We start from the raw sequence: 25,498 nt of genomic DNA, 5'->3' as shown, positions 1-25,498 counted from the left end.
GCATGACCGGCATCCGGGCCGGGCCCCACCACCGAGCGGAAAGGGCGGCCCGGACGCGTACAACACCGCAGGCGGCAGCGGTGGCAGCGATCCAAAGCCACGGATTCCGCAGCGTCCGCCGGGCGAGTAGACGCGAATGGACCGTGCCAACGAAGGCGTTGACAGTCAAAGGCGACCACCGCACGATGCAACGCGGCATGACGGCACCACCGGCGGCCACCCGGGACGAGTGCGCCTCCGGATCGGCGTGAGCGGACCCTCGCGACCCCCATTGACCTGCACGGTCCCTCGCCGCACGGCCCCACCCCCGCTCTCCGCACCTCCGCTGTGGGCGCCACCGCTCGGTGCCCGGTTCCGTCCTGCCTGCTCGCGCGCCGCCACACCCCGACCCACTGCCCCGACCTCCCGGTCCCCCCTGCCCGTTCGGCATGTCAGGAGCGCCTGTGACCCCCCAGCCGGTCCGTTCCGCCGTCCGTGACCTCGTGGTCGCGGTCAGCCCCTTCGAGGAGCCCCACCCGAGGATCGTCGTGGCGGCCGAGCGCGCCGGCGCGCTCGGCCTGCTCGATCTCGGCAGAGACGCCGGCCGGGCCCGGCGCGCCCTGGCCGACGTGGCGCGGACCCTGCGGCAGCCCTTCGGGGTACGCGTGCCCGCCGGCTGCCCCGTCTGGCCGGACGAGCTGCCCGCGGAGGTGGACACCGTACTGCTGGCCGATCCCGCCCAGCAGCCGCACCCGGCCGCCTGGGCGGCCGGCGGGGCCCGGCGGGTGTGGGCCGAGGTGACCAGCCCGCGGGAGGCGGCAGCGGCGGTGGCCGCCGGGGCGGACGCGGTCGTCGCGAAGGGGCACGAGGCGGGCGGGCGGGTCGGCGAACTGACCGCGTTCGTCCTGCTGCAACGACTGCTGGCCGACCCGGACATGACGGTCCCCGTCCTCGTCCAGGGCGGGATCGGCCCGCACACCGCGGCGGCCGCCGTGGCGGGCGGCGCCGCCGGGGTGGTGCTCGACTCCCAACTCGCCCTCACCACCGAGGGCGAGGCCGCGCTCCCGGGTGACGTGGCCGCCGCCGTGCGCGCCATGGACGGCAGCGAGACCGTGATCGTCGCGGGCCACCGGATCTACAGCCGCCCCGACCTCACCCCGCCGGACCCCGCCGAGATGGCGGCCCGGCTCGGCGCCCGGGGGCTGCACACCCACGCCGTGCCGCTCGGCCAGGACGCGGCCTTCGCCGCACGGCTCGCCGCCCGTCACCGCACCACGGGCGGCGTGGTGCAGGCCGTACGCGCCGCTCTCGCCACCCATCTGGACGCGGCGGTGGCGACCGCCCCGCTCCGGCCGCGGCCCTCGGCCGCGCATCTGCCCGTGGCCCAGGGCCCGATGACCCGCGTCAGCGACCGGGCGGCGTTCGCCGAGGCCGTCGCGGACGCGGGTGGCGTGCCGTACCTGGCGCTCGCCGTCATGCCCGGGGACGAGGTCCGCGCCCTGCTCTCGGAGACCGCCGGGCGGCTGGGAGGCCGGCCGTGGGGCGTGGGCCTGCTCGGCTTCGCGCCGCCGGAGCTGCGGGCCGAACAACTGGCCGCGGTGGCCGCGATCCGCCCCCCGTACGCGGTCATCGCGGGCGGGCAGCCGGCCCAGGCGGCCCCGCTGGAGGCCGCGGGCACGCGGACGTATCTGCACGTCCCCTCCCCGGGTCTGCTGGAGCGGTATCTCGCCGAGGGCGCACGGCGGTTCGTCTTCGAGGGCCTGGAGTGCGGCGGTCACATCGGCCCGCGGAGCTCCTTCGCGCTGTGGGAGGAGCAGATCGAACGGCTGCTGGCGTACGAGGACGTCCCGGCGCTGGACGTGCTGTTCGCGGGTGGCATCCACGACGAGCGGTCCGCCGCCATGGCCGCCGTCGCCGCCGCGCCGCTCGTCGAGCGCGGCGCCCGGATCGGCGTGCTGATGGGCACCGCCTACCTGTTCACCGCCGAGGCGGTCACCGCGGGCGCCGTACTGCCCGGCTTCCAGGCCGCCGCCCTCGACTGCGAGGAGACGGTCCTGCTGCGGACCGCGCCCGGGCACGCCACACGGTGCGCGGCGACGGAGTACGCCGGGACGTTCGAGACGGCCCGGCTGCGGCTGACGGAGGACGGCGCGAGCCCGCGCGAGGTGTGGGAGGAGCTGGAACGGCTCAATCTCGGACGGCTGCGCATCGCCAGCAAGGGTCTGCGACACGGGAGTTCGGGTCTTCTGCCGGTGAGCGGGGAGGAGCAGCGGCGGGACGGCCTGTTCATGCTCGGCCAGGCCGCGACCGCGCGCTCGGCCGCCACCACGGTGGCCGCCCTGCACGCGCAGGTGACGGAGGGGGCGAGTGCGTTCCTCGAGCGGCGGGCGCGGGAGCTCGCCCCGGCCGCGCCGCCCGCGCCGAAGCCCGCCGAACCGCTCGACATCGCGATCGTCGGGATGGCCTGCGCCTATCCGGGCGCGGCGGACCTGGCCGGCTTCTGGGCGAACATCGTCGCGGGCCGGGACGCCGTCACGGAGGTGCCGGCCGACCGGTGGGATCCGGCGCTCCACTTCGACCCCGATCCGGCACGGGCGGGCGAGCGCACCCCGTCGCGGTGGGGCGGCTTCCTGCCGCCGGTGCCGTTCGACGCGCTCGCGCACGGCATCCCGCCGGCCTCGCTGTCCGGGATCGAGCCGGTGCAGCTGCTCGCGCTGGAGATCGCCGCCCGCGCCCTCGCGGACGCCGGCTACGGCGGCGGACGCACCTACGACCGCTCGCGTACGTCGGTGGTGTTCGGCGCGGAGGCGGGTACGGATCTGGCGGGCGCCTACGGGTTCCGCGCGCTCTACTCCGGCTATCTCGGCGAACTGCCGCCGGAGTTGGACGGCCAGCTGCCGAAGCTCACCGAGGACTCCTTCCCGGGCGTACTGGCCAATGTGATCGCGGGCCGGATCGCCAACCGGCTCGACCTCGGCGGCGCTAACTGCACCGTCGACGCGGCCTGTGCGTCGTCGCTGGCCGCTCTGGACCTGGCGTGCCGTCAACTCCGTGCCGGTGACAGCGACATGGTGCTGTGCGGTGGCGCCGACGTGCACAACGGCATCAACGACTACTTGATGTTCGCGTCCGTGCGGGCCCTGTCCCCCACCGGCCGGTGCCGCCCGTTCGACGCCGCCGCCGACGGAATCGCGCTGGGCGAGGGCGTCGCGGCGGTCGTCCTCAAACGGCTGGAGGACGCGCAGCGGGACGGCGACCGGGTGTACGCGGTCGTCAAGGCCGTCGGCGCCGCCAGCGACGGGCGTTCCCTCGGGCTCACCGCGCCCCGGCCGGACGGCCAGCGGCGCGCCCTGGAACGCGCGTACGAGCGGGCGGGCGTCGGTCCGGCCGAGGTGGGACTGGTCGAGGCGCACGGTACCGGCACCGTGGTCGGCGACGGCACCGAACTCGCCGTACTGACCGCCCTGTTCGGTGAGTCCGCGCACAAGGGAGGAGCCGAGGCCGGGGCCGGGTGTGCGCTCGGGTCGGTCAAGTCCCAGATCGGCCACACCAAGTGCGCCGCCGGACTGGCCGGGCTGATCAAGGCCGCCCGTGCGGTCCACGCCGGCGTGCGCCCGCCGACACTGCACCTGGAGTCCCCGCACCCCGACTGGCGGGCGGGGACGGGCCCGTTCTTCTTCGACACCGAGGCCCGGCCGTGGGCGGTACCCGTGGAGCAGCGGATCGCGGGCGTGAGCGCCTTCGGCTTCGGCGGCACGAACTACCACGCCGTGCTGGCGGGTTGTGAGGAGGAGCCCGCGCACGGACTGGACGCCTGGCCGGCCGAGCTGTTCTGCTTCCGGGGCGCCGACCACGACGCGGCGGCGCGGGCGATGGACCGTCTGGCGGCCCGGCTGGCCGAGAACGACGGCGCGGGCCGGCCGTGGCCGCTGCGCGACCTGGCCGCCGAGACCGCCGCCACGGCAGCGGGCCCGGTCCAGGTCTCGGTGATCGCCGCGAGCCTGGACGACCTCGCCGCCAAGCTGGAGCTGGCCCGCGCCTTCACGGCGGGCGACGGGGTGCACGTACGGGCCGCGGGGGCGGACCCCGGAAAGGTGGCGTTCCTGTTCCCCGGGCAGGGCAGCCAGCGCCCCGGGATGCTGGGGGACCTGTACGTCGCCTTCCCGCGGCTGCGGGCCCTGCTGGCCCAGGCTCCGGCGCCGGTGGTGGCGGCGATGTTCCCGCCGGCCGCGTTCACGCCGCAGGAGCGGTCGGCGCAGCGGGACGCGGTCACGGACACCCGCGTCGCCCAGCCCGCGCTGGGCCTGGCGGGCACGGCCGTCCACCTGCTGCTCGGCTCGCTCGGCGTCCGGCCGGACTGCACCGCCGGTCACTCGTACGGAGAACTGACTGCGCTCTGGGCGGCCGGTTCCTTCGACACGGCGGCGCTGCTGCGCCTGAGCGGCCGCCGGGCGACGGCCATCCTCGAATCCGCCGGGGCGGACCCCGGCGCGATGGCCGCGGTGACGGCCGCCCCCGAGCAGGTACGGGAGATCGCCGAGCGGGCGGGGTGCGTGATCGCCAACCACAACGCACCGTCCCAGTGCGTGCTCTCCGGTCCCACGCCGGCCGTCGAGGCCGCGCTGGAGAGCCTGCGCGCCGCCGGGCTGCGGGGCGAACGCATCCCCGTGGCCTGCGCCTTCCACAGCGAGGTCGTGGCCGGCGCGGCGGACGCGCTCGCGACCGAACTGGCCGGAACACGCGTGGCGGGACCGTCCGTACCGGTGTGGTCGACGGCCACGGCCCGGCCGTATACCGCGGAACCCGCGGAGGTGCGGGAACTGCTTGCCCGTCAAGTGGCAGAACCCGTCCGCTTCGTGGACCAGATCGAGGCCATGTACGCCTCCGGAGTACGGACGTTCGTCGAGGCGGGGCCCGGCCGGGTGCTGACGGGCCTGGTCGGCAGGATCCTGGACGGCCGCCCGCACACGGTCGTCGCCTGCGACGTCCCCGGCGAGCCCGGGCTGCGACAACTGCTCTCCGCACTGGCCGAGTTGGCGGCGGCCGGAGTGCCGATCGACCCGGAGGCGCTGTTCAAGGGGCGTACGGCCCTGCTGCCCGACCGGGCGCCCCGGCGGCCCGGCTGGCTGGTCGACGGGCACTTGGTGCGCACGGCGGACGGCTCGCCGGTGGCGGGCGGCCTGCAACCGGCCCGGCGGGTCCGGCTGCCCGAAGGTGTGGGGGCGGCGGATCGTGACCCCGTACGCGCGCAGGGCAGTGAGGCCACGGACCGGCGGGAGGCGGCGGTACTGGAGTACCTGCGCTGCGCGCGGGAGCTGGTGGCGGCCCAACGCGACGTACTGCTGGGCTACTTGGGCATCGAACCGACTGCGGCACCGGTCCGTCCGGAGGCGCGGTACGCGGCCGGGGAGGCTGCCGAGGCGTGGCGCGGGGCGTGGGACGAGTCGGCGGTTGGAGCGGCGGGCGCCCGGGACACGGGCGCGGCGGGCGAGTCCGCCGCCGACCCGGCCGGTTCCGACACCTATGCGGCCGGTTCCGACACCGACGCGGCTCGTTCCGCCGCTGTCGCTCGGGGACCGCTCACCCCGGACGAGGTCATGGACGCGGTCCTGGAGATCGTCCACACCCGTACGGGCTACCCGCGGGACATGCTGGACCCCGATCTCGACCTGGAGGCGGACCTCTCGGTCGACTCCATCAAGCGCGTGGAGATCATCGGCGCGCTCGCCGACCGCATCGGCCTGCCCGACCGGATCGACGGCGGCGCCGCAGAGTCCGCAGTGGAGGAACTGTCCCGGATCAAGACGCTCCGCGGGATCGTGGACTGGATCACGGCTCACGAACCGGCGCCGGCCGCTCCGACGGTCACTCCCCAGCCCACTTCCCAGCCCGCTCAGTCGGCCGCTCCGTCGACCGCTTCCCCGGCCGCTTCCCCGACCGGCACCGAACGCCACGGCACCGAACGCCACGGCACCGGGCGGGCGGTCGCCGCTCCCGAGGGGAACGGGCGCGGCCCGGCCCTCGTACGCCGCCCCGTGCGGCTGCGCGTCGAGGCGGTTCCCGTCGGGCCCGCCGCCGCCGGTGATCCGGCGGACGTGCTGGCCGGGCGGACGTTCGCCGTGGTCGAGGACGGGCTGGGGGTGGCGCCCGCGCTCGCCGCGCTGCTGGAGTCGCACGGCGCCCGGGTGCGCACCGTGCCGGCGGAGGAGGCGGCCGGCGCCGAAGGGGTGGACGGCCTCGTCGATCTGAGCGCCCTGCGCGCCGCGCCGGATCCCGTACTGCCCGGGGCGTTCGAGCGGTTCCGGAACGCCCTGGTCGGCGGGGTGCGGTGGCTGGTGGTCGGCACGGCGGCGGGCGGGGCGTTCGGGCACGGTCCGGGCGCGCCGGATCCGGTTCCGGGGCTCGGGCTGCGCGGGTTCGCCCGTAGTGCCGCGCTCGAATGCCCGGGGGCCCTCGTACGGGCCGTGGACGTCGATCCCAAGGACCGCCCGGAGCGCATCGCCGCCCACCTGCTCGCCGAACTGTGCGCCCCGGACGAGCCGGTGGCGGTCGGCTACACCGACGGCACCCGGACCGTCCTGCGCACCGTGCCCGCTCCCCTCACGGACGCCGGGCCCCCGCGGCTCCGCCTGGACCGCGACGGCGTGGTGGTGATCACCGGCGGGGCCCGCGGCATCACCGCCCGCGCCGCCCTCGCCTTGGCCCGCGCCACGGGCTGCCACGTCGAGCTGATCGGCCGTACGCCCCCGCCCGAGGCTGCCGAGGACCCCGCCCTCGCCTCGGCACACGACCGGGTCGCCCTGCGCGCCGCGCTGATCTCCGGAGGGCTGCGCACGCCCGCGGAGATCGAGGCGGCCGCCTCCCGGGTCCTGGCCGCCCGGGAGGTACGGGACACCCTGGGCGCGCTCGCCGGCACGGCGGCGTCGGTGCGCTACCACTGCGCCGACGTCACCGACGAGGCCGCCGTGCGCGCCGTCGTGGCCGACGTCCGGGCCCGGCACGGCCGGCTGGACGGCATCGTGCACGGCGCGGGCCTGATCCGGGACGCCCTCCTGCGCGACAAGGACCCGGAGTCCTTCGCCGAGGTCTTCGCCACGAAGGTGGCCGGCGCCCGCAACCTCGCGGCCTCGGTCGCGGCCGCCGACGAGAGCGGGGGCGCGGGTACGGGTACGGGCACGGCGGGCGGGGGCGGCCCGGCCGGCCCCGCCTTCCTGGTCCTCTTCGGCAGCGTCGCCGGCGTGTACGGCAACCGCGGCCAGAGCGACTACGCGGCCGCCAACGACGCTCTGGACACCCTCGCCCACACCTGGTCCGCGGCCTCCCCGGGCCGTGTCCTCGCCGTCGACTGGGGTCCGTGGGCCTCGGACGCCGGCGGCATGGTCACCCCGGAGCTGGAGCGCGCGTACGCGCGGCGCGGCATCGCGCTCATCGAGCCGGACGCGGGCACGGAGGCCTTCCTGACGGAACTCCTCCACGGGACGGATCCGCAGGTCGTCCTCATGGCGGACGGCGCGGACGGGGCCGGCGGGCAGGGGGTCCACCATGGCTGAGCCCCGTCCTCGTCCCACCGATGCCGCGATCGTCGGCATGGGCGCCGTGTTCCCGGGCGCCGGTGACCTCGCCGCGTACCGGCACAACCTGTTCGCCGGTGTCGACGCCATCACCGAGGTGCCGCCCGGGCGTTGGGATCCGAAGGTGTACTACGCCCCCGACGGTCCGCCCGGCAGCGACCGCTTCTACTGCCGGCGCGGCGGCTTCGTCGACGACCTCGCCGCCTTCGACCCGACCCGCTTCGGCATCATGCCCGCCGCCGTGTCCGGCGCCGAGCCGGACCAGTTGCTGGCCCTGCACGCGACCGCCGAGGCCATCGCCGACGCGGGCGGCGAGGACCGGCTGCCCGCCGACCGGTCCCGGATCGGCGTGGTGCTGGGCCGGGGCGGATTCATGGGAGTGGCGACCGCGCGCCTCGACCAACGGGTGCGCACGGCACATCAGTTGAGTGCGACCTTGCGCGAGCTGGCACCCGATCTGGGTGATGCCCGGATCGCCGCGATCAGGGAGGCCTTCCAGGGCGCCCTGGGCCCGGAGCAGCCGGAGGCGTCCATCGGTCTGGTGCCGAGCTTCACCGCGGCCCGGACCGCCAACCGGCTCGATTTCCGCGGCCCCGCCTACACCCTGGACGCGGCGTGCGCGTCGTCGCTGCTGGCCGTGGACCAGGCGGTCGGCCTGCTGGCCGCCGACCGCTGCGACCTGGTCGTGGCGGGGGCCGTCCACCACTGCCACATCGCCACGCTGTGGAGCGTGTTCACCCAGTTGGGCGCGCTGAGCCCCAGCGAGCACATCCGCCCCTTCGACCGGCGGGCCGACGGCACGCTCCTGTCCGAGGGGACGGGTGTGGTGCTGCTCAAGCGGCTCGCGGACGCGCAGCGGGACGGCGACCGGGTGTACGCGGTGATACGCGGGGTCGGTGTCGCGGGCGACGGCCGCGCGGCGAGCCTGATGAGCCCGTTGGTGGACGGTCAGGTGCAGGCGCTGGAACGGGCCTGGGCGGCGGCGGGCCTCGACCCGCAGGCCGCCGGGTCGATCGGCCTCCTGGAGGCACACGGAACCGGGACGCCGGTCGGTGACGAGGCCGAACTCGCCACCCTGGAGCGGGTGTTCGGGCAACGGGGTGCCGCTGCCGGGGCCGTCGCGCTGGGCTCGGTCAAGTCGATGCTCGGGCACACCATGCAGGCCTCCGGCATGGCCGGACTGATCAAGGCAGCGCTCGCCGTCCACGAGGGGGTGCTGCCGCCGACCCTCCACCTCGACGATCCGCACGAGGGCCTGGCCCGGACCCGGATGCGCCCGGTCCACGCGGCCGAGCCCTGGGAGCCGGGCCGGGCACCGCGCCGGGCCGCGGTGAACGCCTTCGGGTTCGGGGGCATCAACGCCCACGTCATCCTGGAGGAGGCTCCCGGCGCCCGTGCGGCGACGCCGCTTCCGGCCCGCCGGTTCCTGCCCCTGCCGGTCTCGGGCTCCGCTCCGCGCGGCACCGCGCGCACCACGGTCCGCCCGCGCCGGCCCGCCGACGCCGCCCCGGCCTCCGCATCCGTACTCCTCCTCACGGCCGAGACCCCCGAGGCGCTGGCCCGGCTCCTGGCCGCAACGGACCCCGAGCCCGTGTTCGGGAACACGTCCGGCCACGGGTCCACCCCCGGTCACGGTCCCACCCCTGATCACGGACCCGCGCCCACGCCACACCACGGGTCCGCGCAGGACACCGTCGCCGCCTCCACCGCCACGTCCGCCGCCTCTATCGCCACGTCCGCCTCCGCGTCCACCGCGGCCGAGCACGGTGGTCCGTGCCGGCTGGCGATCGCCGATCCGACCGCGGAGCGACGGGCGCTCGCCGCGAAGGTCCTCGCCCGCGCCCGCCCCTGGCGGGGCCGGGGCGGGGTGTGGTTCACGCCCCGGCCGCTCCTCGGGCCGTACGCTGCCGAACCCGGCGGGAAGCTCGCGCTCCTCTTCCCGGGCCTGGAACCGGAGTTCGCGCCCGCCCTGACCGAGGTGGCCGCCCGCCTCGGCCTTGCCGCCCCCGCGCTCACCGGCGGCGGCGAGCTCGTCGAGCGGGCCCTCGACGCCCTCGCCACCGGCCGCTTCTTCGCCCGGGTCCTGACCGAACTCGGCGTCGAACCGGACCTGTTCGCGGGACACAGTCTCGGCGAGTGGGCCGCCATGGTGGCCGCCGGAATGTACCCGCAGGACGCCGTCGACACCTTCCTCGACTCGCTGCGGCGCCCCGGTTCGCTGGAGGTGCCGGACCTCGTGTACGCGGCACTCGGCTGCGGCGCGGAGCAGGCGGGCGCAGCCCTGCACGGACTGGAGGGCGTGGCCGTCAGTCATGACAACTGCCCGCACCAGTCGGTCGTTTGCGGCCCGCAGCGGCAGATCTCCTCGGTGCTGGGCCGGTTGGCCGCGGAGGGCGTTCCCGGCCAGGAGCTGCCCTTCCGGTCCGGCTTCCACACACCGATGTGGGCGCCGTACCTGGGTCAGGTGCGGGCCGCCTTCCGGCGCCTGCCGCTGCGGCCGGCCGCGCTCCCCGTCTGGTCGGCCACCACGGCCGCCCCGTATCCGTCCGAACCGGACGCGATACGGGAGCTGGTGGTCCGGCACCTGCTGGAGCCGGTCGACTTCCACGCCCTGACGCTGCGGCTGCACGCGGAAGGCGTACGGGCCTTCGTCTCTGCGGGGCCGGGCAGCCTGACCGGCTTCGTGGACGACACGCTGCGCGGTGCGGAACACCTTTCCGCCGCGGCCTCGTCCCCCCGCCTGTCGGGCATGGACGCCCTGCGCCACCTGGCGGCCGCCCTGTGGACGGAGGGCCTGCAGCCGCGCTGGGACCGGCTCACCGCCCGGCCCGCCCCGAAGCGCACCGGACACCCGGTCCGCCTCGACCTCGGCTCCCCCCTCGTCCACCTGAACGGCGCCGCGCAGGCCCTCCGGGACCAGTGGCCCCTGCCGAACGGCAGCTCCCACGCCGACCTTTCCCCCTTCACGCGCCTCGACCCCTTACCCGCCCGCGACACGCTCCCGGAGCACGGTCCGCTCGCCGCCCCGGCCGGCACGGCCGCCTCCGGCATCCCGGCCGCCTCCGGTCGCCCCGTCCTCCTGTCCGAGCTGGACGCCGTCCTCGACGAGACCCACGAAGCCGCCCGCGCCGTCGCGGCGGCCCTGACAGCCGCCCCTCGGCCCACCCCACCCATGGCCCGGACCGGCGCAGCCACCGCCGCGGGCCCGACCCCCGCCCTCGGGCACTGGGCAGGCGCATCGGGCCCGCCGCCCGCCCGCCCCCGCTCGTACACCCGCCGGCTCTCCCTCGACGTCCTTCCCTCCGTCCGTGACCACTGCGTCTACCTCCAGCCCGACGACTGGCCGGAGGACTCCGACCGCTTTCCCGTCGTCCCCATGACCACCATGCTGGAGCTGGCTGCCGAAGCCGCCCTCGCGACCCGGCCGCCGGGGCACCTCGTCACCGGTTTCGACGGCATGCGCGCCCTGCGCTGGCTTCCCGTCGCGCCCGCCGTCGACGTGGAGTTCACCACCCGCCCGGCCGCCGACGGCCGCGTACGGGTCGACATCGGCGATTGCGCGCAGGTGACGGTGCGCCTCGGCGCCGGCCACGACGCGCCTCCCGCCCCCGACACGGCCCCGCTCACCGCCGAACGCCCCGCACCGGTCTCCGCGGAGGCCCTGTACCGGGACCGCTGGATGTTCCACGGCCCCCGCTTCGCCGGTGTCCACGAGGTGACCGCCGTCGCCGAGGACGGGATACACGGCGTGCTCCGGGCCCTGCCCGCCCCGGGCGCCCTCCTCGACGCCGCCGGGCAGCTCCTCGGCCACTGGATGCAACTGCGCCTGGATTCCGACCGGTTGGTGTTCCCGGCCGTCCTCGAACGGATCCGCCTGTACGGTCCCCCGCCCGCGCCGGGCACCCTCCTGTCCGCGACGGCCCGTATCCGCGAGGTGCGCGCCACCTCGGTACGCGGCGACGTGGAGCTGTGCACGCCGGACGGCGCGGTGTGGGCCCGCCTGGAGGACTGGACGTACCGCCGGTTCGCCGCCGACGAGCGGGTGTGGCCGATGAAGTTCACCCCGGAGGTCTCCGGGATCGGCGAGCCTCAGCCCGGCGGCTGGTGCGCGGCCACCCGCCGCTGGGCCGACCCCGCCTCGCAGGAACTGGTCATGCGCCGCTACCTCGGCGCCGCCGAACGCGACGCGTACGAGCGGCTCGCGCCGCGCGCCCGCGCGCCCTGGCTGCTGGGCCGGATCGCCGCCAAGGACGCCGTGCGGCAGCTGCTGTGGGAGCGGGGCGCCGGCCCGGTCTTCCCGGCCGAGGTCACCGTCGGGCACGACGGGGCGGGCCGCCCCGTGCCCGGCGGCCGTGCCGCGGGACTGCACCTGTCCCTGGCGCACAAGGAGCGGATCGCGGTCGCCTTCGCGCACGGCGACGGGCCCGTGGGCATCGACGTCGAGCCGGTGGCCGAGGACCCCGGAGCCCTGATCCGCATCGCCCTCACCCCGGACGAGCACCGCCTCGCCGAACGGCTCGCGGCCCGCGACGGAACCGGCCTGGCCGCGGCCGTCACCACCCTGTGGTGCGCCAAGGAGGCCGCCGCGAAGGCCGAGGGCACGGGACTGGGCGGCCGGCTCGTGCGCTGGCAGGTGTCCGAGGACCCGGCCGGCGGCCTGCGGGTCCACTCCCCCGTCGGCCGCACGCACCACGTCCGCACGACGACGTACGAGGACCACCTGATCGCCTGGACCACACCTCTCACATCAGTCACACCGCTCATATCAGTCACACCGCTCACGGTCACCGACCCGCCCCGGGCCGCGGTCGCCGACCCGCCCGCACCCCCGCAGGCCGTCCCCGCAGGCCTCCCGACCCCGACGGAGAACAGCCATGGCATCTGACATCCTCGCCGAGATCACCGGCATGCTCGTCCGGATCGTCGGCGACGACTTCCTCCTCGCCGACGAGGTCACCATGAAGACCACGTTCAACGAGGACCTGGCGCTGGAGAGCATCGAATTCGTGGCACTCGCCGAGCAGTTGCACGAGCGCTACGGATCGCGGGTCGATCTCATGGGCTTCCTCGCGGAGAAGGACATGGAGGCGATCCTGGCCATGTCGGTCGGCGAACTGGTCGACCACATCGCGCGGATCACCCGGGCCTCCCTCACCGCCCGGCCCGTGCGCCGGGCGCCGGCGGCCTGAGCCCGCCATGGCCGAGATCCTCGCCAACGCGCTCAGGTTCCACGTACAGCGACTGCCCGCGGCCGATGCGCCCGCCACGGGCGTCGCCCTGCCCGACGGCCCGCCGGAGGGCCGCGACACCCCCGTCGTCTTCCTGCACGGCCTCGTCGTCGACAACCTCTCCAGTTTCTACTGCCCGTTGGGCGTGCCGCTGGCCCGGGCGGGACACGAGGTGGTCCTGTACGACCTGCGCGGTCACGGTCTCAGCGAGCGTCCGCCGGCCGGGTACGACAGCGGGAGCGCCGTCCGGGACCTGGTCGCCGTGCTGCGCGCCCTCGGGCTGGACGGCCGGCCCGTGCATCTGGTCGGCAACAGCTACGGCGGCACCCTCGCCCTGCACGCCGCGCTCGCCCGCCCCGATCTCGTGGCGGGCCTGACCCTGCTCGAACCGCCGCTCAGCGGCCCCTGGGTGGCGAACATGGTCGACACCCTCTCGGTCGCCGCGCTCAGCCTGGAGGACAGCCTGGTGCCCGCCGAACTGTCCTCCCTGCGCCTTCGCAAGGCGGCGAAGCTGACGGTCATCGCCGACGCGCTCCTCAACCACACCACCCTCATCGACGACATCGCGGCCGGCCGCACGTTCACGCCCGCCGACTACGCCGGGCTCGACTGCCCGGTCCTCGTCGTCTGCGGGGAGCACTCCGAACTGGTCCCGGGGGCCTTGGAGTTGGCCGGGCACGCGCCGCGCTGCACGCTGCGGATCCTGCCCGGCCTCGGCCACGACGTCCTCAAGGAGACGGACGGGGTGCTGCGCGAGGCCGTACTGGCGCACGCCGCGGCCGTCCGCCGGGCCGCGCGGACCCGGACGGGAGCGCTGACAGCATGAGGGTGCTCTTCGTCGTCCCCCCGCTGGCCGGGCACGTCAATCCGACGGTCGCCGTCGCCGCCGAGCTGGCCGCCCGCGGACACGACACGGCGTGGACCGGTCCCGCCGGCGTCCTGTCCGGGCTGCTGCCCGCGCACGCCCGGCTGTACTCCGCCGGCGACGACGCGGGCCCGGACGCCGGCGGGTACGCCGCGCTGCACGGGCGGTGGCGGGACCTGCGCGGTGTCGCCGCCCTCCGGTTCCTGTGGGCGGAGGCGCTCGTGCCGCTGGCCCGGGCGATGGTGCCCGGCGTGGAGCGGGCCGTCGCGGCCTTCGCCCCGGACGTGGTGGTCGCGGACCAGCAGGCCCTGGCCGGCGCCGTCGTCGCCCGCCGGTTCGGCATCCCCTGGGTGACGTCGGCGAGCACCTCGGCCGAGTTCACCCGCCCGTTCGCCGGGTTTCCCAAGGTCGGCGCGTGGGTGGCGGAGCAGCTGGCCGGGCTGCTCGCCGAATGCGGGGCGCCGCCCGGCTGGGACCCCCGGTTCTCCGACCGGCTGGTACTGGTCTTCTCCACGCCGGAACTCATCGGCGGCGGGCCGTTCCCCGCTCACCACGCCTTTGTGGGGCCCGCGTTCGGATCCCGTCCGCCGGGTGCGGACTTCCCGTGGCGGCAGCTCGATCCCGGGCGCCGCCGGGTGCTGGTCTCGCTCGGCACGCTCAACCAGGAGGCGGGCTCCCGGTTCTACGCCGCGGTCCTGGCCGCCGGCGAACAGCTCGCGGACCGGGTCCAGTTGATCGTGGCCGCGCCCCGGCACCTGGTGGGCCCGGTGCCGCCGTACGCCCTGGTCCGGGAGACGGTGCCGCAGCTGCGGCTGCTGCCGCACCTCGACGCGGTCGTCAGCCACGGCGGCCACAACACGGTGTGCGAGGCGCTCGCCCACGGCCTGCCGCTGGTCGTGGCACCGATCCGCGACGACCAGCCGATCGTCGCGCAGCAGGTCGCCGAGGCCGGCGCCGGGGTCCGTGTGCGGTTCGGCCGGGCCCGCCCCGGCGACCTGCACGACGCGCTCACGGCCGTGCTGGACGACTCCGGCCCGCACCGCCGTGCGGCCCGCCGCATCCAGGCGTCCTTCGCCGCCGCGGGCGGCGCCGCCACCGCAGCCGACAGGTTGGAGAAGCTCTCATGAGCGCATGGGTTTCCGCAGTGATCGCCGTGGCGCTCGGCGCGGGCACGGTACGCGCGCGCCGCCGGCTGCACGCGCTGGCGGTGCTGTCCCCCGCCGCGGAGCCGTCCGCGAGCGGGGGGCCCGGGCCGCGCCGACGGCTGCTCACCGCCCGGGGCGTCGTGGCGGACGGGTCGGTCCTCGCCGCCGCCCGCGCCCACGCCGACCGCGAGGGCCTGGACGTCCTGGAACTGCTGCCGGCGGACCTGGCGGCGGAGGAGGCCCTCGGGCTGCTGCGGCTGGTGGACCCGGCCGGGTACCGGCAGGACCGGCTGGCCGCCGGGCGCGGTGCGGGTTACGCGGTGCTCGTCGGCGAGGACGTCCTGGAGCGGGCCGGAGTGGATCCGGACCGCGCCCGGGACCGGGTGGACCTGCTGGCGCTCACCCGCCGCCTGAAGGAGTACGCGAGCGCCGCCACGGATCTGGCGGTCGCCCCCGGGCTCAGCGCCCGCGCCGTCTCCCCCGGTCCCGGCGGCCGGGCAGCCGAGTTGCGCGCGCAGGGCCTGCCGCCGGGCCTGCTGTCGGCCGCCGGGCTCGCCGGGCTCGCGCTGCTGGCGACGGCTGTCGTACAGGGCGGCCTGTGGGGTGTCGGAGCGGCCGGGCTGTACTGGCTCCAGCCCGCCCTCGTGCTGGGCGCGGGCGGCCCGCTGCGGCCGGCGGACCTGGCCGGCGCGTGCGCGGCCCGGCCGCTGCGGTCCGTGCGGACGGCGCTGCGGACGGCCGTGGAAGCCAGGTCGGCACGGGCGGCCGGGTCCGTGCAGGAGGCCGCGGAGGCGGGCCGCAGGGCCGCGTACGCAGCCGAACTCGCGGGCGGCGCCGACCGGTTCCTCGAACCGCGGCGCGCCACCTGCCCGTGGTGCGATGCGCCCCGGCTGGCGGTGCGGGTGCGGATGCCGGACCTGCTCCAGGGCAAGCCGGGCCGCTTCACCCTGGAGGAGTGCCAGGCGTGCGGGCACGTCTTCCAGAATCCCCGCCTGACCGTGGAGGGGCTGGACTTCTACTACCGCGACTTCTACGACGGCCGGGGCGGGGAGGGCGCCGGCACGGTATTCGCCCGGCTCGGCGCGTCCTACCGGGCGCGGGCCGCGATGATCGCCCCGTACGCCCGGCCCGCCTCCTGGCTCGACGTCGGCACCGGCCACGGGCACTTCTGCGACGTCGCGCGCGAGGTGTGGCCGGACACCCGGTTCGACGGGCTCGACATGGGCGACGGGATCCACGAGGCCGAACGGCGGGGCTGGGTCTCCACCGGCTACCAGGGCCAGTTCCCGGAGCTGGCCGAGAAGCTCGCCGGCCGGTACGACACGGTCAGCATGTACCACTACCTGGAGCACACCCGCGACCCGTTCGCGGAGCTCGACGCGGCCGCGCAGGTCCTGCTGGCCGGCGGGCACCTGCTCATCGAACTGCCCGATCCGCAGTCGCGCATGGCGCGGCTGCTGGGTCCGCACTGGCTGCCGTGGTTCCAGCCGCAGCACCAGCACCTGATCCCGGCGGCCAACCTCCGCGCGGCGCTCGTCGAGCGCGGTTTCACCGTCCTGGCCGAGGAGCACGGACCCGCCCACCAGCACAACGACTTCGTGGGCGCCGTCGCCCTCACCCTCAACCGGCTGGCCCCCGACCCGCACAGCCCGTGGGCCGACCCGGCCGCGGCCCGCCCGGTCCGCCGTGCGGTCCGTCAGGCGGTCCGGGTGGCGGCCGTGCCCTGCTTCCTGGCGGCCGGCGCCCTGGACACCGTACGCAGCGCCGTGGCCCGCCGTACGGACGGCGGAAACGCGTACCGCCTGCTGGCCCGCAAGGAATCGCAATGAGCGTCACCCGGCCCGCGGCGGCCACCGGCGGCCCGCAGCCCGGGCCGCCGGCCGCCCGTGCCCCGCAGCCCCGGCCCCGGGACCCCCGGACCGCCCGCCCCGCGCCGGCCCCGGCGGCCGGTGACCCGCAGCCGGCGGACCTCCCCGCCGGTCCCGGTTCGCTGGCCCGACGGGCCACCGCGGACCCGTTGTTCCGGCTGGTGGCACATGCGCTGGAGGTGGCGCACGGGCGGCCGCCGGCCGCGGTGTGGAGTGCCCCGCACGCCTTCCGCCTCGGTTCGCCGGGGCTGGTGGCCGCCGCCGGGTGGCCGGTCGCGGCGGCCGCGGCCCCGCGCGCGGACGGCCTGGCGCGGCTGAGTTCCCTCGGTCATCCCGCGCAGAGCTGTGACCTGCCGCTGACCGGCCCGTACCCGGACACTCCCGCCTGGGCGGCCCGCCCGTACGCCCTGCTGCGGGCCCTCGCCCGGGCCGGGTACGGCCGTTCCGGGACGGACCTGCACGTCCAGGGCACCCTCACCGAGACCGCCGGGCTGGACCTCGCGGAGCCGCTCGACTGCGCGGTCGCGCTCGCCGTGGCCGACGTACACACCGGAGCCGACGAGCCACTGCCCGCACGGGAGTTGCTCGCCGGGCTGATCCGGGAGGCGGCTCCCGGTGACGACGACGCGCTGCGCAGCGCCGTGTTGTTCGCCCGGCCGGGCACGGCTCTGCGCCTCGCCCCGGGCCGGGCTCCGCGGCACGTGCCCTTCGACCCGCCCGCCGACGGCACGCACCTGGTGCTCATGGTCGTTCGGGGGCCCGAGGAGGAGCGGGCGGCCGCTCTGGCGCGGGCCGTGGAGTGCGCCCGGCGGGCGGGAGCGCTCCGGGCGTGGCCGCCGGGCCGCCGGGCGGGCCGCAGCGTACTGGTGCTGCTGCCCGGTGACCGGCCGGCGGCGGTACGGGCGGCCGTCGCGGACGAGTTCCGCGGCCTGGGCCGGCCCGTGCCGCGCTTCGTGAACATCGCCGTGGCCGGAGCGGCCCGGCGGGAGGACTGACCGAGAACACAGGAGGCGACAGCCCATGCGAAAGCCCACCAGAACCAGGCACCCGGCCCCGGCCGCACCACCGGACGCCCGCGACACACCACCCGCCCCGGACAGCACGGCCACCCCTGGCACCCCTGACACGCCCGACACCCCGCGGCACGGCGGCAGGCGGCGGTCCGCCGTCACCGGCATCGCCTGCGCGCTCGGCCTGGTCGCGGCCGTCGCGGCCGTGCCGGCCGGCAGTTCCGCGGCCGCCGACGCCGTCCCGGCGCACCGGTCCGCCGCCGCGGCCGCGGCCCTTCCCGCCTACGACCACGTCGTGGTGGTCGTCTTCGAGAACAAGCAGTACGGCGAGATCATCGGCAGCGCCAACGCCCCGTACGTCAACCAGCTGGCCAACGCCGGCGCCAGCCTCACCGGCATGAAGGCGCTGACCCACCCCAGCCAGCCCAACTACTTCAACCTCTTCTCGGGCGGCACCCAGGGCATCACGGGCGACGGCTGCTACACCCCGCAGTCGATGACGGCCCCCAACCTCGGGCAGGAACTCATCGCGGCGGGGCGGACGTTCGCCACGTACAACGAGGACCTGCCGAGCCAGGGATCCACGGCCTGCACCAACGGCCAGTACGCGCAGAAGCACAATCCCTGGTTCGCCTTCAAGAACGTGCCGCTCGACACCGGCAAGACGTGGACGCAGTTCCCGCGCACCGACTTCACCGCGCTGCCGCACCTGTCGTTCATCGTCCCGAACCAGTGCAACGACATGCACTCGTGCCCGGTGAGCACCGGCGACACGTGGGTCAAGAACAACCTCGACGCGTACGCGCAGTGGGCCAAGGCCAACAACAGTCTCCTGGTGCTCACTTGGGACGAGGACAACTATCTGGGGTCGAACCAGATCGCCACCGTCTTCTCCGGCGCGCACGTCAAGCAGGGCCGCTACAGCGGCGCGTACAACCACTTCAACCTGCTGCGGACCTTCGAGGACCTGTTCGGGACGGGGCACGCGGGCAACGCGGCGAGCGCCCAGCCGATCACCGAGGTGTTCGGCACCGGCGGGGAGGAACCGCCGCCGGGCGGCGGGCCGGTCGTGGCCGACCCGGGCGCGCAGACCTGCAAGTTCAACCAGTCCTGCACGATCCAGCTGACCGCCACCGGCGGTACGGCTCCGCTGCGGTGGACCGCGACCGGGCTGCCGTGGGGTCTGGCCATGGACGCCGCGACCGGCCGGATCAGCGGGAAGCCGTGGGGTTCCGGGACGGTCCAGATCACGGCCACGGCCACCGACGCCGCGGGCAAGTCGGCCGCCGTCACCTTCCCGCTCACTCTCAACTGGTTCTGACGCCACCGGAATCCGACGGCGGGAAGGAGCGACGACACCGCTACACCTCAGCGGGCGGGCGCGGTCCCGCGGCCGGCCGGGCCGCGGGACCGCGCCCGCCCTATGTGACCTGCCGGTACGTCCTACACTCTGCCGCGTGAACAGCCAGGCAGAGGGTGATGAAAGCGGCGCGGGGCGCTACCGGCGGGAGGACGTGGCCCGGGCCGCCGGCGTCCGGGAACGGAACCTGCGGTACTACCAAGAGCGCGGGCTGCTGCCCCCGCCGCGCCGGGAGGGCCGGATCGCCTGGTACTCCGACGACCACCTGACCCGGCTGCGCCTGATCAACGACCTGCTGGGGCGCGGCTACACGGTCAACGGCATCGCGGAACTCCTGGCCGCCTGGGAGCAGGGCGGCGGGATCTCTCAACTTCTCGGCCTCGAACGGGAGATGACCCGCGAGTGGGGGGAGCGGGAAGAGCCGGTCACGATGACGCGGGCCGAGCTGCGCGAGCTGTTCGGCCCGACGGCCACCGCCGAGGACACCCGGCGGGCGGCGGAGCTGGGCTACGTACAGGTCGACGGAGACCTCGTCACCCATCGCAGCCGACGCCTGCTCGACGCCACGCTCACGCTGGTGCGGCAAGGGGTCCCGCTCGCGGAGATCCTGGACGCGGGCGCGTTCGCCCAGCAGCAGGCGGCCGCCCTCGCCGACCGGTTCGTCGGACTCTTCCGGCGGCACGTGATCGGCCCGGAGGGCCTGGAGCGGCTTTCGGCCACGCAGCTGCGGCACATCACCGAGGCGGTCACGGCCCTGCGCCCGGTGGCCGGCGAGGTCGTGACCGCCGAGTTCGCGCGGGCGATGGCCCGGCGGGTGGAGGCGGAAGTCGCCGAACTGCTGCGTACGGAGCAGTAGGAGTCGGCCTAAAAGGTGCGGCCGAGCAACCTTGCCAACCCTCATTGGCACTCTTACATTCAACTCGTCGGTAACAACGGTGCACGGCCGAAAACAGGGACGATCTCATGGCAGATTCCCCGCACTTATCCGACCCGCCCGGCGACGAGGGCAAGCAGAGCGGCGGCGACGCGACGGAAGTCGCGGCCGGCGGCGAGGGCCGCGTCCGATGGAGGCGCTTCGCCGTCCTGACCCTGCCCGCCGTGGCCGTGACCGCCGGCCTCGGGATCGCGCTCGCGCAGGGCGCGCTCGCCGCCTCCTTCGCGGTGTCGGGCCAGCAGTTCAAGGTGTCGGCGCGGAGCCTGGAGGGCGAGGGCTTCGCCCAGTACGGGAGCGTGGACGTCAACGCCCGCGAGGAACTCATCCCGGTCGCGGTCACGGCCATCAAGGAGGCGCGACTGCGCTCCCTTTGCCAGTCCGTGGTCACCAACCTCCCGATGATCGGGGCCATTTCCCTCAATCTGTCGGCGGGCGGCAAGAGTCCCGTCGAGGCGAGCAATCTGTTCGTCGACGCGACGCAGCTCTCCGGCGACGCGGAGTTCAGCAACATCGAGATCGGGCGCGACGCGTCGACCCTCGACAAGGGGCCGACCGAAGCGGTCGGCATGCAGGACTTGTTCGCGCAGCAGGCGGACCGGGTCACCATCACCAATCTCCGGCAGACCGCGTGGGCGACCAACGCCGGCACCTTCAAGCTCTCCGGTCTGAGCATGAAGATCAGCAAGGGCACCAAGGAATGCTTCTGAGCCGCCGCCGCACCGGGCCCGCGACGCGGTGGCGACCGTGGGCGCGGTGGCGTCGGTGGCGGCGCAGCAGACCCTTCTGGGGCGGCCTCCTCGCCATCCTCGCCGGGGCCTGGATCTGCGTCCTCCCGCTGGCACCCCTGACGATCATGCTCCGGCAGGGCGTGGCCGGCATCCCGTCCGTCCTCATGGGCATCGTCATGGTCGTCCTCGGTCTCACCGCGTGGTTCTCACCCCCACAGCGCGGCCTGGCCGGCGTCCTGACCACCCTCATCGCGACCGCCGCGCTGGTCCTGTCGAACCTGGGCGGCTTCCTGATCGGCACGGTGCTCGGCATCCTCGGCGGCGGCCTCATGTTCGCCTGGCAGCCGAACACCACTCCGCGCACGACCGTACCCACGCACCCGCGCACGACGGCGGGCACGCCCCCGAGCAACAGCGACAGCGACAGCGACACCGTCAGCACGGACCCGGGCACCACCCGGCCCGGACCCGCTCCTCCCCCCACCCCGCTCTCCGATCCCCAAGGAGCACAGCCATGAGCCGTACGCGCACCGCGCTCGTCCTCGCGACGGCAGTAGCCGGAGCCCTCTCCCTGACCTCGGTCACGGCCCTCACGACCGCCGCCGCGCCGTTACCGGCCGCCGGATCGACGACCGTCACCCCCGCCGGGCACGCCTTCAAGGCCACCCTCACCGGAAAGGCCACGCTCAAGGCCGGTTCGGTGACGGTGAGCTGCTCGGTCTCGGTGGCCACCGGTGCGGTACCCGCCGCCCCCGGCAACCACAACGCGGCGGGGCCGGTGTCCTCGCCGATCTCGGCACCCACGTACAGCTCCTGTACGTCCAGCATGCCGGGGGTGACCCCCACGGTCACCACGAGCGGCGCCTGGGCCGTGTCGATGCAGGACGGCGCCCCGGCCACCGCGACCATGACCGTCCCGCTCGGCGGTCTGGTGGTCAAGACGACCGGGCTGGCCACCTGTACGGTCACGGCCGCGCCCACCGCCCCGTCGAGCGCCGCCGGCTCCTGGGCCAACGGCGCACCGCCTCGCCTGACGTTCACGAACGCCACCGTGCCGGTCAAGGTCACCGGCGGCTTCGGCTGCCCGACGAGCGCGACGACGTCCACCTTCAACGCCGTCTACCTGGTGACCGACACGACCGACCCGGCCCAGCAGATCACCGTCGGCCCCTGACCCGCCCGACCCCCGGCCGGCCGTACCGGCCGGGGCCCGCCGACGCCGTCACGGCAACCAGGCCGTCCTAGGCGATGGTGTTGAACTTGCCGCCCTCGCCCGCGTACAGGCCGGTCGTCTGCTTGCTGAACGGGGCCGTCGTCGAGCCGGTCGAGCGGTACACGGACGTGCCGTTCGGACCGTAGGCGATCAGGTCGGGGCGGCCGTCCGCGGTGACGTCGCCGGCACCGACGAGGTGGGCGAAGCCGTTCCAGCCCGCGCCGATCCTGACGCGGGTCGCGAACCCGCCCGTCCCGTTGCCCTGGTAGAGCCACAGCACGCCGGCGGTGTCACGGGCGACGAGGTCTCCGGCGGCGCTGCCCGCTATGTTGCCGACGGCGGTGATCTGGTTGTAGATCTGCCAGCCGGCGCCGACCTTGGCACGGGTGGCGAAGGGGGCGGCCTTGGCGCCGGTGCCCTTGTAGAGCCACAGGACGCCTGCCGTGTCGGTGGCGAGCAGGTCGGGGCGGCCGTCGCCGTTGAGGTCGCTGCCGCCGGTGATCTTGTTGTAGATCTGCCAGCCGGCGCCGACCTTGACGCGGGACGCGAAGGTGCCGTCGCCCTTGCCCAGGTACATCCACAGGACGCCCGAGGTGTCGCGGGCGACGAGGTCGCCGACCGGGAGGCCTCCGAGGTTGCCCGCGGCCTCGACCTGGTCGTAGATCTGCCAGCCGGACGCGACCTTCGTCCGCTTGGCGGAGGTGGCCTGGCCGCCCGACGGCCAGTCGAACAGGTCGTCCCGCCACAGCCCGCCCGACGCGTCGCGGGCGAGGACATCCGTCGAGCCGTTGTCGTTGAAGTCGTGCGGGTTGGCGCTGCGCGAGACCGTGAGGCTCCCCGAGGCGGTCGCCGGGGCGCCGACGCCGTCGTCCGGGGTGGCGGTGAACTGCCAGGTGTAGGCGCCGTTCGGGGCGCTGATGCCGTCCAGGACGCCGTCCCAGGCGAAGGCGAAACGGCTGCCGGAGGCCGGTGCGGACAGTCGCTTGGCGAGCTTCTTGCCGGTGGCGGTGTGCGTGAGCGTGAGGTCCGCGGTGACGTTCGCGCGGGAGAGCGCCCACTCCATCGGGACGGTGGTGCCCGGCTTCTCCAGGCTCACCGTGGCCGGGACCTCGGACTCGGTCAGCTTCACGGCCAGGACCCGGCCGGTCTCCGCGACGGGCGTGACGCGGGGAATGCCGTCAGTCTCGTCGAAGATCCGGAACAGCCCGTCGGTGTCGGCCGTGGCGCCGCGTACCAGCAGGCCGCCGTCCGGCGCGTGGGCCACGCTGGAGAAGTGCTCCAAGAGCTTGTACGGCGCCGCGTCGGGGGTGGTGACGCTCCGCGCGTACAGCGGGCTCGGCTTCTCGTCGGCGGCCTTCCCCGGGACGCCGTAGAGCAGGGTGTTCCCCGCGATGCCGGCGATGACGGCGCCGCTCATGGAGCTGTCCATGTCGTAACGCCGCATCATGCTCTGCCCGCTCACGACGAGCCTGGTGACCCCGCCCGCGTACTCGCTCCACGCCCTGTAGTCGGCGGTGTAGGCGCCCGTGGAGGCCGGCCCCCACGCACCGGTGACCTCCCTGCTGCCGTTGGGCCCGGACAGGCCGAGGAGCTCGCTCCAGAACTCGGTCCGGAAGGTCGAAGAAGAAGGGAAGACCCGGTTGCTGGTCAGGATGAGCGCGTGGCTGGCCGTGGAGGCGACGACCTTGAAGTTCTGGCTGTACGGGCCGCTCGCGCGCCGGGTCTTCGCGGTTGCCCCGTCGACCCGGGTGAGCTGCCACAGCTCGTGGTAGTCCGCGGTGGTCGGCACGGTCACGAAGAGGTTCCGGCCGACCACGCCGACGAGCTTGGCCCCAGCCCCCAACTCGGACACGAGGTCGAAGGACGCGGACCAGTCCGCTCCGGGCGTCATGTCCCGCAGGGAGACCGCGCCGGCACCGTCGCTGGTCACGACGACGTCGGAGTTGCTGTCGTGGCCGACGGCTCCGGTACCGACCGGCACCACCGAGCCGTCGGCGTACGTGTGCCACTCCAGGACCGCCGTGCCGGCGTCGTCCTTCCTGGACGTGAGGTAGCCGGTGTCGCCGGTGCTGACGATCTCGGCATCGAGTGGCAGGTGCGCTTCGGCGGTGGCGGCGGACATTGCCCCGGCCACGGAGGCGGGAGCGGAAACGGCCACGGCCCCGGGTGAGGCCAGGACGCCGGTACCGACTGTCACGGCGAGAACGGTGGCGACACACCCGCCGAGACGGTGTCGGGTGGTACGTGCGGAAGCCAAGGGAGTCCCTCCTGATGCGCTGAGCGGTGCGCACACCAGTGCGCACCGCTCGATCAGACTCACGACGGAAGGAAGTGGTTGTACGGATTTCGCTTGCTCTTCGGGAGAAAGGTGAGCGTCCCGAGCAGTGGCCTACTTCCGGAGGGCGCGGACCGCCCGCTGCTCCAGGTCCAGGGACCGGTCCACGTGTTCCGCGCACGCGTCGAACAGCGCGCGGCGCCCGGCGGCGTCCGTGTCCGGGTCGGCGTCCCGGCCCAGCGCGGCCAGCGCGGACCAGTGCGCGGCCGATTCCCGGAACAGTCCGGCGGCCTCGGTGCGGCCGACGAGGTCGAGGAAGTCCGCGTACAGCGGCCGGGTCGCGCCCGGCGCCGTCCACTCCTCTTCCAGGCAGGTGTGCAGCCGCCCGGTGCCGGCGCGGAACGCCTCCGGCGAGCTGCCGAACCGGCGCTCCCAGCCCGTCTCGCTGGTGCTGTCGCGCAGTTGCGCGGCGAACTTCTCCATGCCGGTGAAACCGAAGTTCACGTCGAACTGGTTGCCGAGGACCGCCCCGGTGAGGTGCGTGACGGTGGAGGCGACGGCCCCGTCCACGTCGGGCTCCCCCTCGGCCGGCCCGACCGGCACGACCAGCTGGTGGCGGCCCTTGCGGTGCGCGGTCCAGGCGGCCCCGAACTCCTCGCGGTCGATCCGGTACGGGGTCGGGGCGCCGTCCTCGATCAGCAGGTCGTCGCCGTCGTACCCGGCGATGACGACGGTGTACGGGTCGGCGCCGGTCATCTCGGCGTCCGGGTCGGCCTCGTGCCAGGGCAGGGAGGAGCGGTCGACGACGCAGAAGGCGGGCTGACCGGCGTCGAGCGCGGCCCGGACCCTGCCCCAGCGGGGGTTCATCGCGCGCGTGGCCTCGTACGGGACGCCCAGGCGGCCGAGGGCGACCTGCACCCAGGGCTCGGGGTGCGCCTGGGCGACGATCGTGGCGATGGGCAGCCGGCCCGTGTACTCGAACACGAAGTACATGAAGCCGACGCCTCCGGCCAGGCCCGCGACCAGCGCCTCGTCGTGGGCGCTGCCCAGGGCGTGGCGGATCAGGGAGGCCTCGCGGTGGCGTCCGGTGCCGAAGTCTTCGTACGCGAGCACAGTCATGCGGTCAGCCTAACCGCGGAATCCGCCCCGACCGGCCAGCCACCGGGCCGGCCTCCCCGCCGGCTTCCCTGTCGACCTCGCCCCCACCTTCGCTCCGGCCTCGCCCTCGCCTTGGCTCCGGCCCCGGCTCCGGCCCCGGCTCGGCGTGCCTGCCGGAGCTGCCGGAGCTGCCGGAGCTGCCGGACGCCGCGGCGGCCCGCGCG

Annotated in this window: 14 protein-coding genes; 12 read left to right on the top strand and 2 right to left on the bottom strand. The window is 75.2% G+C overall.

Annotated features, from left to right (window positions below):
- Positions 1 to 443: 443 nt before the first annotated feature.
- From OG764_RS34325 to OG764_RS34270, 12 genes are all read left to right on the top strand, one after another.
- Positions 444 to 7,529 carry an SDR family NAD(P)-dependent oxidoreductase gene (locus OG764_RS34325; RefSeq protein WP_443056138.1) on the top strand — a complete coding sequence of 2,362 codons (7,086 nt, stop codon included), beginning with the start codon at positions 444 to 446 and terminating at the stop codon, positions 7,527 to 7,529.
- The gene (locus OG764_RS34320) at positions 7,522 to 12,435 is read left to right on the top strand and encodes a polyketide synthase (RefSeq protein WP_328972234.1); all 4,914 of its coding nucleotides are present in this window, start codon (positions 7,522 to 7,524) and stop codon (positions 12,433 to 12,435) included. Before OG764_RS34325 ends, OG764_RS34320 begins: the two co-directional genes overlap by 8 nt.
- Positions 12,425 to 12,739, top strand: a complete 315-nt coding sequence (locus OG764_RS34315; protein ID WP_328972233.1) for an acyl carrier protein — start codon at positions 12,425 to 12,427, stop codon at positions 12,737 to 12,739. The genes OG764_RS34320 and OG764_RS34315 overlap by 11 nt, the downstream gene beginning before the upstream one ends.
- Positions 12,740 to 12,746: 7 nt before the next feature.
- Entirely contained in the window at positions 12,747 to 13,604 is an 858-nt protein-coding gene (locus OG764_RS34310; protein WP_328972232.1) for an alpha/beta fold hydrolase, read from the top strand.
- Positions 13,601 to 14,770 carry a glycosyltransferase gene (locus OG764_RS34305; protein WP_328972231.1) on the top strand — a complete coding sequence of 390 codons (1,170 nt, stop codon included), beginning with the start codon at positions 13,601 to 13,603 and terminating at the stop codon, positions 14,768 to 14,770. Before OG764_RS34310 ends, OG764_RS34305 begins: the two co-directional genes overlap by 4 nt.
- Entirely contained in the window at positions 14,767 to 16,617 is a 1,851-nt protein-coding gene (locus OG764_RS34300) for a class I SAM-dependent methyltransferase (protein WP_328972230.1), read from the top strand. Before OG764_RS34305 ends, OG764_RS34300 begins: the two co-directional genes overlap by 4 nt.
- Entirely contained in the window at positions 16,614 to 17,651 is a 1,038-nt protein-coding gene (locus tag OG764_RS34295) for a galactokinase (RefSeq protein WP_328972229.1), read from the top strand. The genes OG764_RS34300 and OG764_RS34295 overlap by 4 nt, the downstream gene beginning before the upstream one ends.
- A 25-nt stretch (positions 17,652 to 17,676) precedes the next feature.
- Complete coding sequence (locus OG764_RS34290; protein ID WP_328972228.1) at positions 17,677 to 18,987, top strand: alkaline phosphatase family protein; 1,311 nt, start codon at positions 17,677 to 17,679, stop codon at positions 18,985 to 18,987.
- A 136-nt stretch (positions 18,988 to 19,123) separates the two neighbouring features.
- The gene (locus OG764_RS34285; protein WP_328972227.1) at positions 19,124 to 19,882 is read left to right on the top strand and encodes a MerR family transcriptional regulator; all 759 of its coding nucleotides are present in this window, start codon (positions 19,124 to 19,126) and stop codon (positions 19,880 to 19,882) included.
- A 107-nt stretch (positions 19,883 to 19,989) separates the two neighbouring features.
- Positions 19,990 to 20,667, top strand: a complete 678-nt coding sequence (locus tag OG764_RS34280) for a DUF6230 family protein (protein ID WP_443056136.1) — start codon at positions 19,990 to 19,992, stop codon at positions 20,665 to 20,667.
- A complete protein-coding gene (locus OG764_RS34275; protein ID WP_328972226.1) occupies positions 20,658 to 21,206 on the top strand; it encodes a DUF6114 domain-containing protein in 549 nt (182 codons plus the stop codon). Before OG764_RS34280 ends, OG764_RS34275 begins: the two co-directional genes overlap by 10 nt.
- Positions 21,203 to 21,862, top strand: a complete 660-nt coding sequence (locus OG764_RS34270) for a hypothetical protein (protein ID WP_328972225.1) — start codon at positions 21,203 to 21,205, stop codon at positions 21,860 to 21,862. The genes OG764_RS34275 and OG764_RS34270 overlap by 4 nt, the downstream gene beginning before the upstream one ends.
- A gap of 67 nt (positions 21,863 to 21,929) precedes the next feature.
- Here the strand turns inward: OG764_RS34270 and OG764_RS34265 are convergent, their stop codons facing one another.
- Positions 21,930 to 24,098 carry an FG-GAP repeat domain-containing protein gene (locus OG764_RS34265; protein WP_328972224.1) on the bottom strand — a complete coding sequence of 723 codons (2,169 nt, stop codon included), beginning with the start codon at positions 24,096 to 24,098 and terminating at the stop codon, positions 21,930 to 21,932.
- Positions 24,099 to 24,290: 192 nt separating this feature from the next.
- A complete protein-coding gene (locus OG764_RS34260; RefSeq protein WP_328972223.1) occupies positions 24,291 to 25,295 on the bottom strand; it encodes a BtrH N-terminal domain-containing protein in 1,005 nt (334 codons plus the stop codon).
- Positions 25,296 to 25,498 lie beyond the last annotated feature (203 nt).

Source organism: Streptomyces sp. NBC_00239, from assembly GCF_036194065.1.
In the GTDB taxonomy this organism is placed as follows: domain Bacteria; phylum Actinomycetota; class Actinomycetes; order Streptomycetales; family Streptomycetaceae; genus Streptomyces.
This window is presented reverse-complemented; position numbering and strand designations above follow the sequence as displayed.

Bases quoted from the DNA above. Each gene is read 5' to 3' on its own strand.
- OG764_RS34320 (WP_328972234.1), top strand. From the start codon at position 7,522: ATGGCTGAGCCCCGTCCTCGTCCCACCGATGCCGCGATCGTCGGCATG.
- OG764_RS34315 (WP_328972233.1), top strand. From the start codon at position 12,425: ATGGCATCTGACATCCTCGCCGAGATCACCGGCATGCTCGTCCGGATC.
- OG764_RS34310 (WP_328972232.1), top strand. From the start codon at position 12,747: ATGGCCGAGATCCTCGCCAACGCGCTCAGGTTCCACGTACAGCGACTG.
- OG764_RS34305 (WP_328972231.1), top strand. From the start codon at position 13,601: ATGAGGGTGCTCTTCGTCGTCCCCCCGCTGGCCGGGCACGTCAATCCG.
- OG764_RS34300 (WP_328972230.1), top strand. From the start codon at position 14,767: ATGAGCGCATGGGTTTCCGCAGTGATCGCCGTGGCGCTCGGCGCGGGC.
- OG764_RS34295 (WP_328972229.1), top strand. From the start codon at position 16,614: ATGAGCGTCACCCGGCCCGCGGCGGCCACCGGCGGCCCGCAGCCCGGG.
- OG764_RS34290 (WP_328972228.1), top strand. From the start codon at position 17,677: ATGCGAAAGCCCACCAGAACCAGGCACCCGGCCCCGGCCGCACCACCG.
- OG764_RS34280 (WP_443056136.1), top strand. From the start codon at position 19,990: ATGGCAGATTCCCCGCACTTATCCGACCCGCCCGGCGACGAGGGCAAG.
- OG764_RS34275 (WP_328972226.1), top strand. From the start codon at position 20,658: ATGCTTCTGAGCCGCCGCCGCACCGGGCCCGCGACGCGGTGGCGACCG.
- OG764_RS34270 (WP_328972225.1), top strand. From the start codon at position 21,203: ATGAGCCGTACGCGCACCGCGCTCGTCCTCGCGACGGCAGTAGCCGGA.
- OG764_RS34260 (WP_328972223.1), bottom strand. From the start codon at position 25,295: ATGACTGTGCTCGCGTACGAAGACTTCGGCACCGGACGCCACCGCGAG.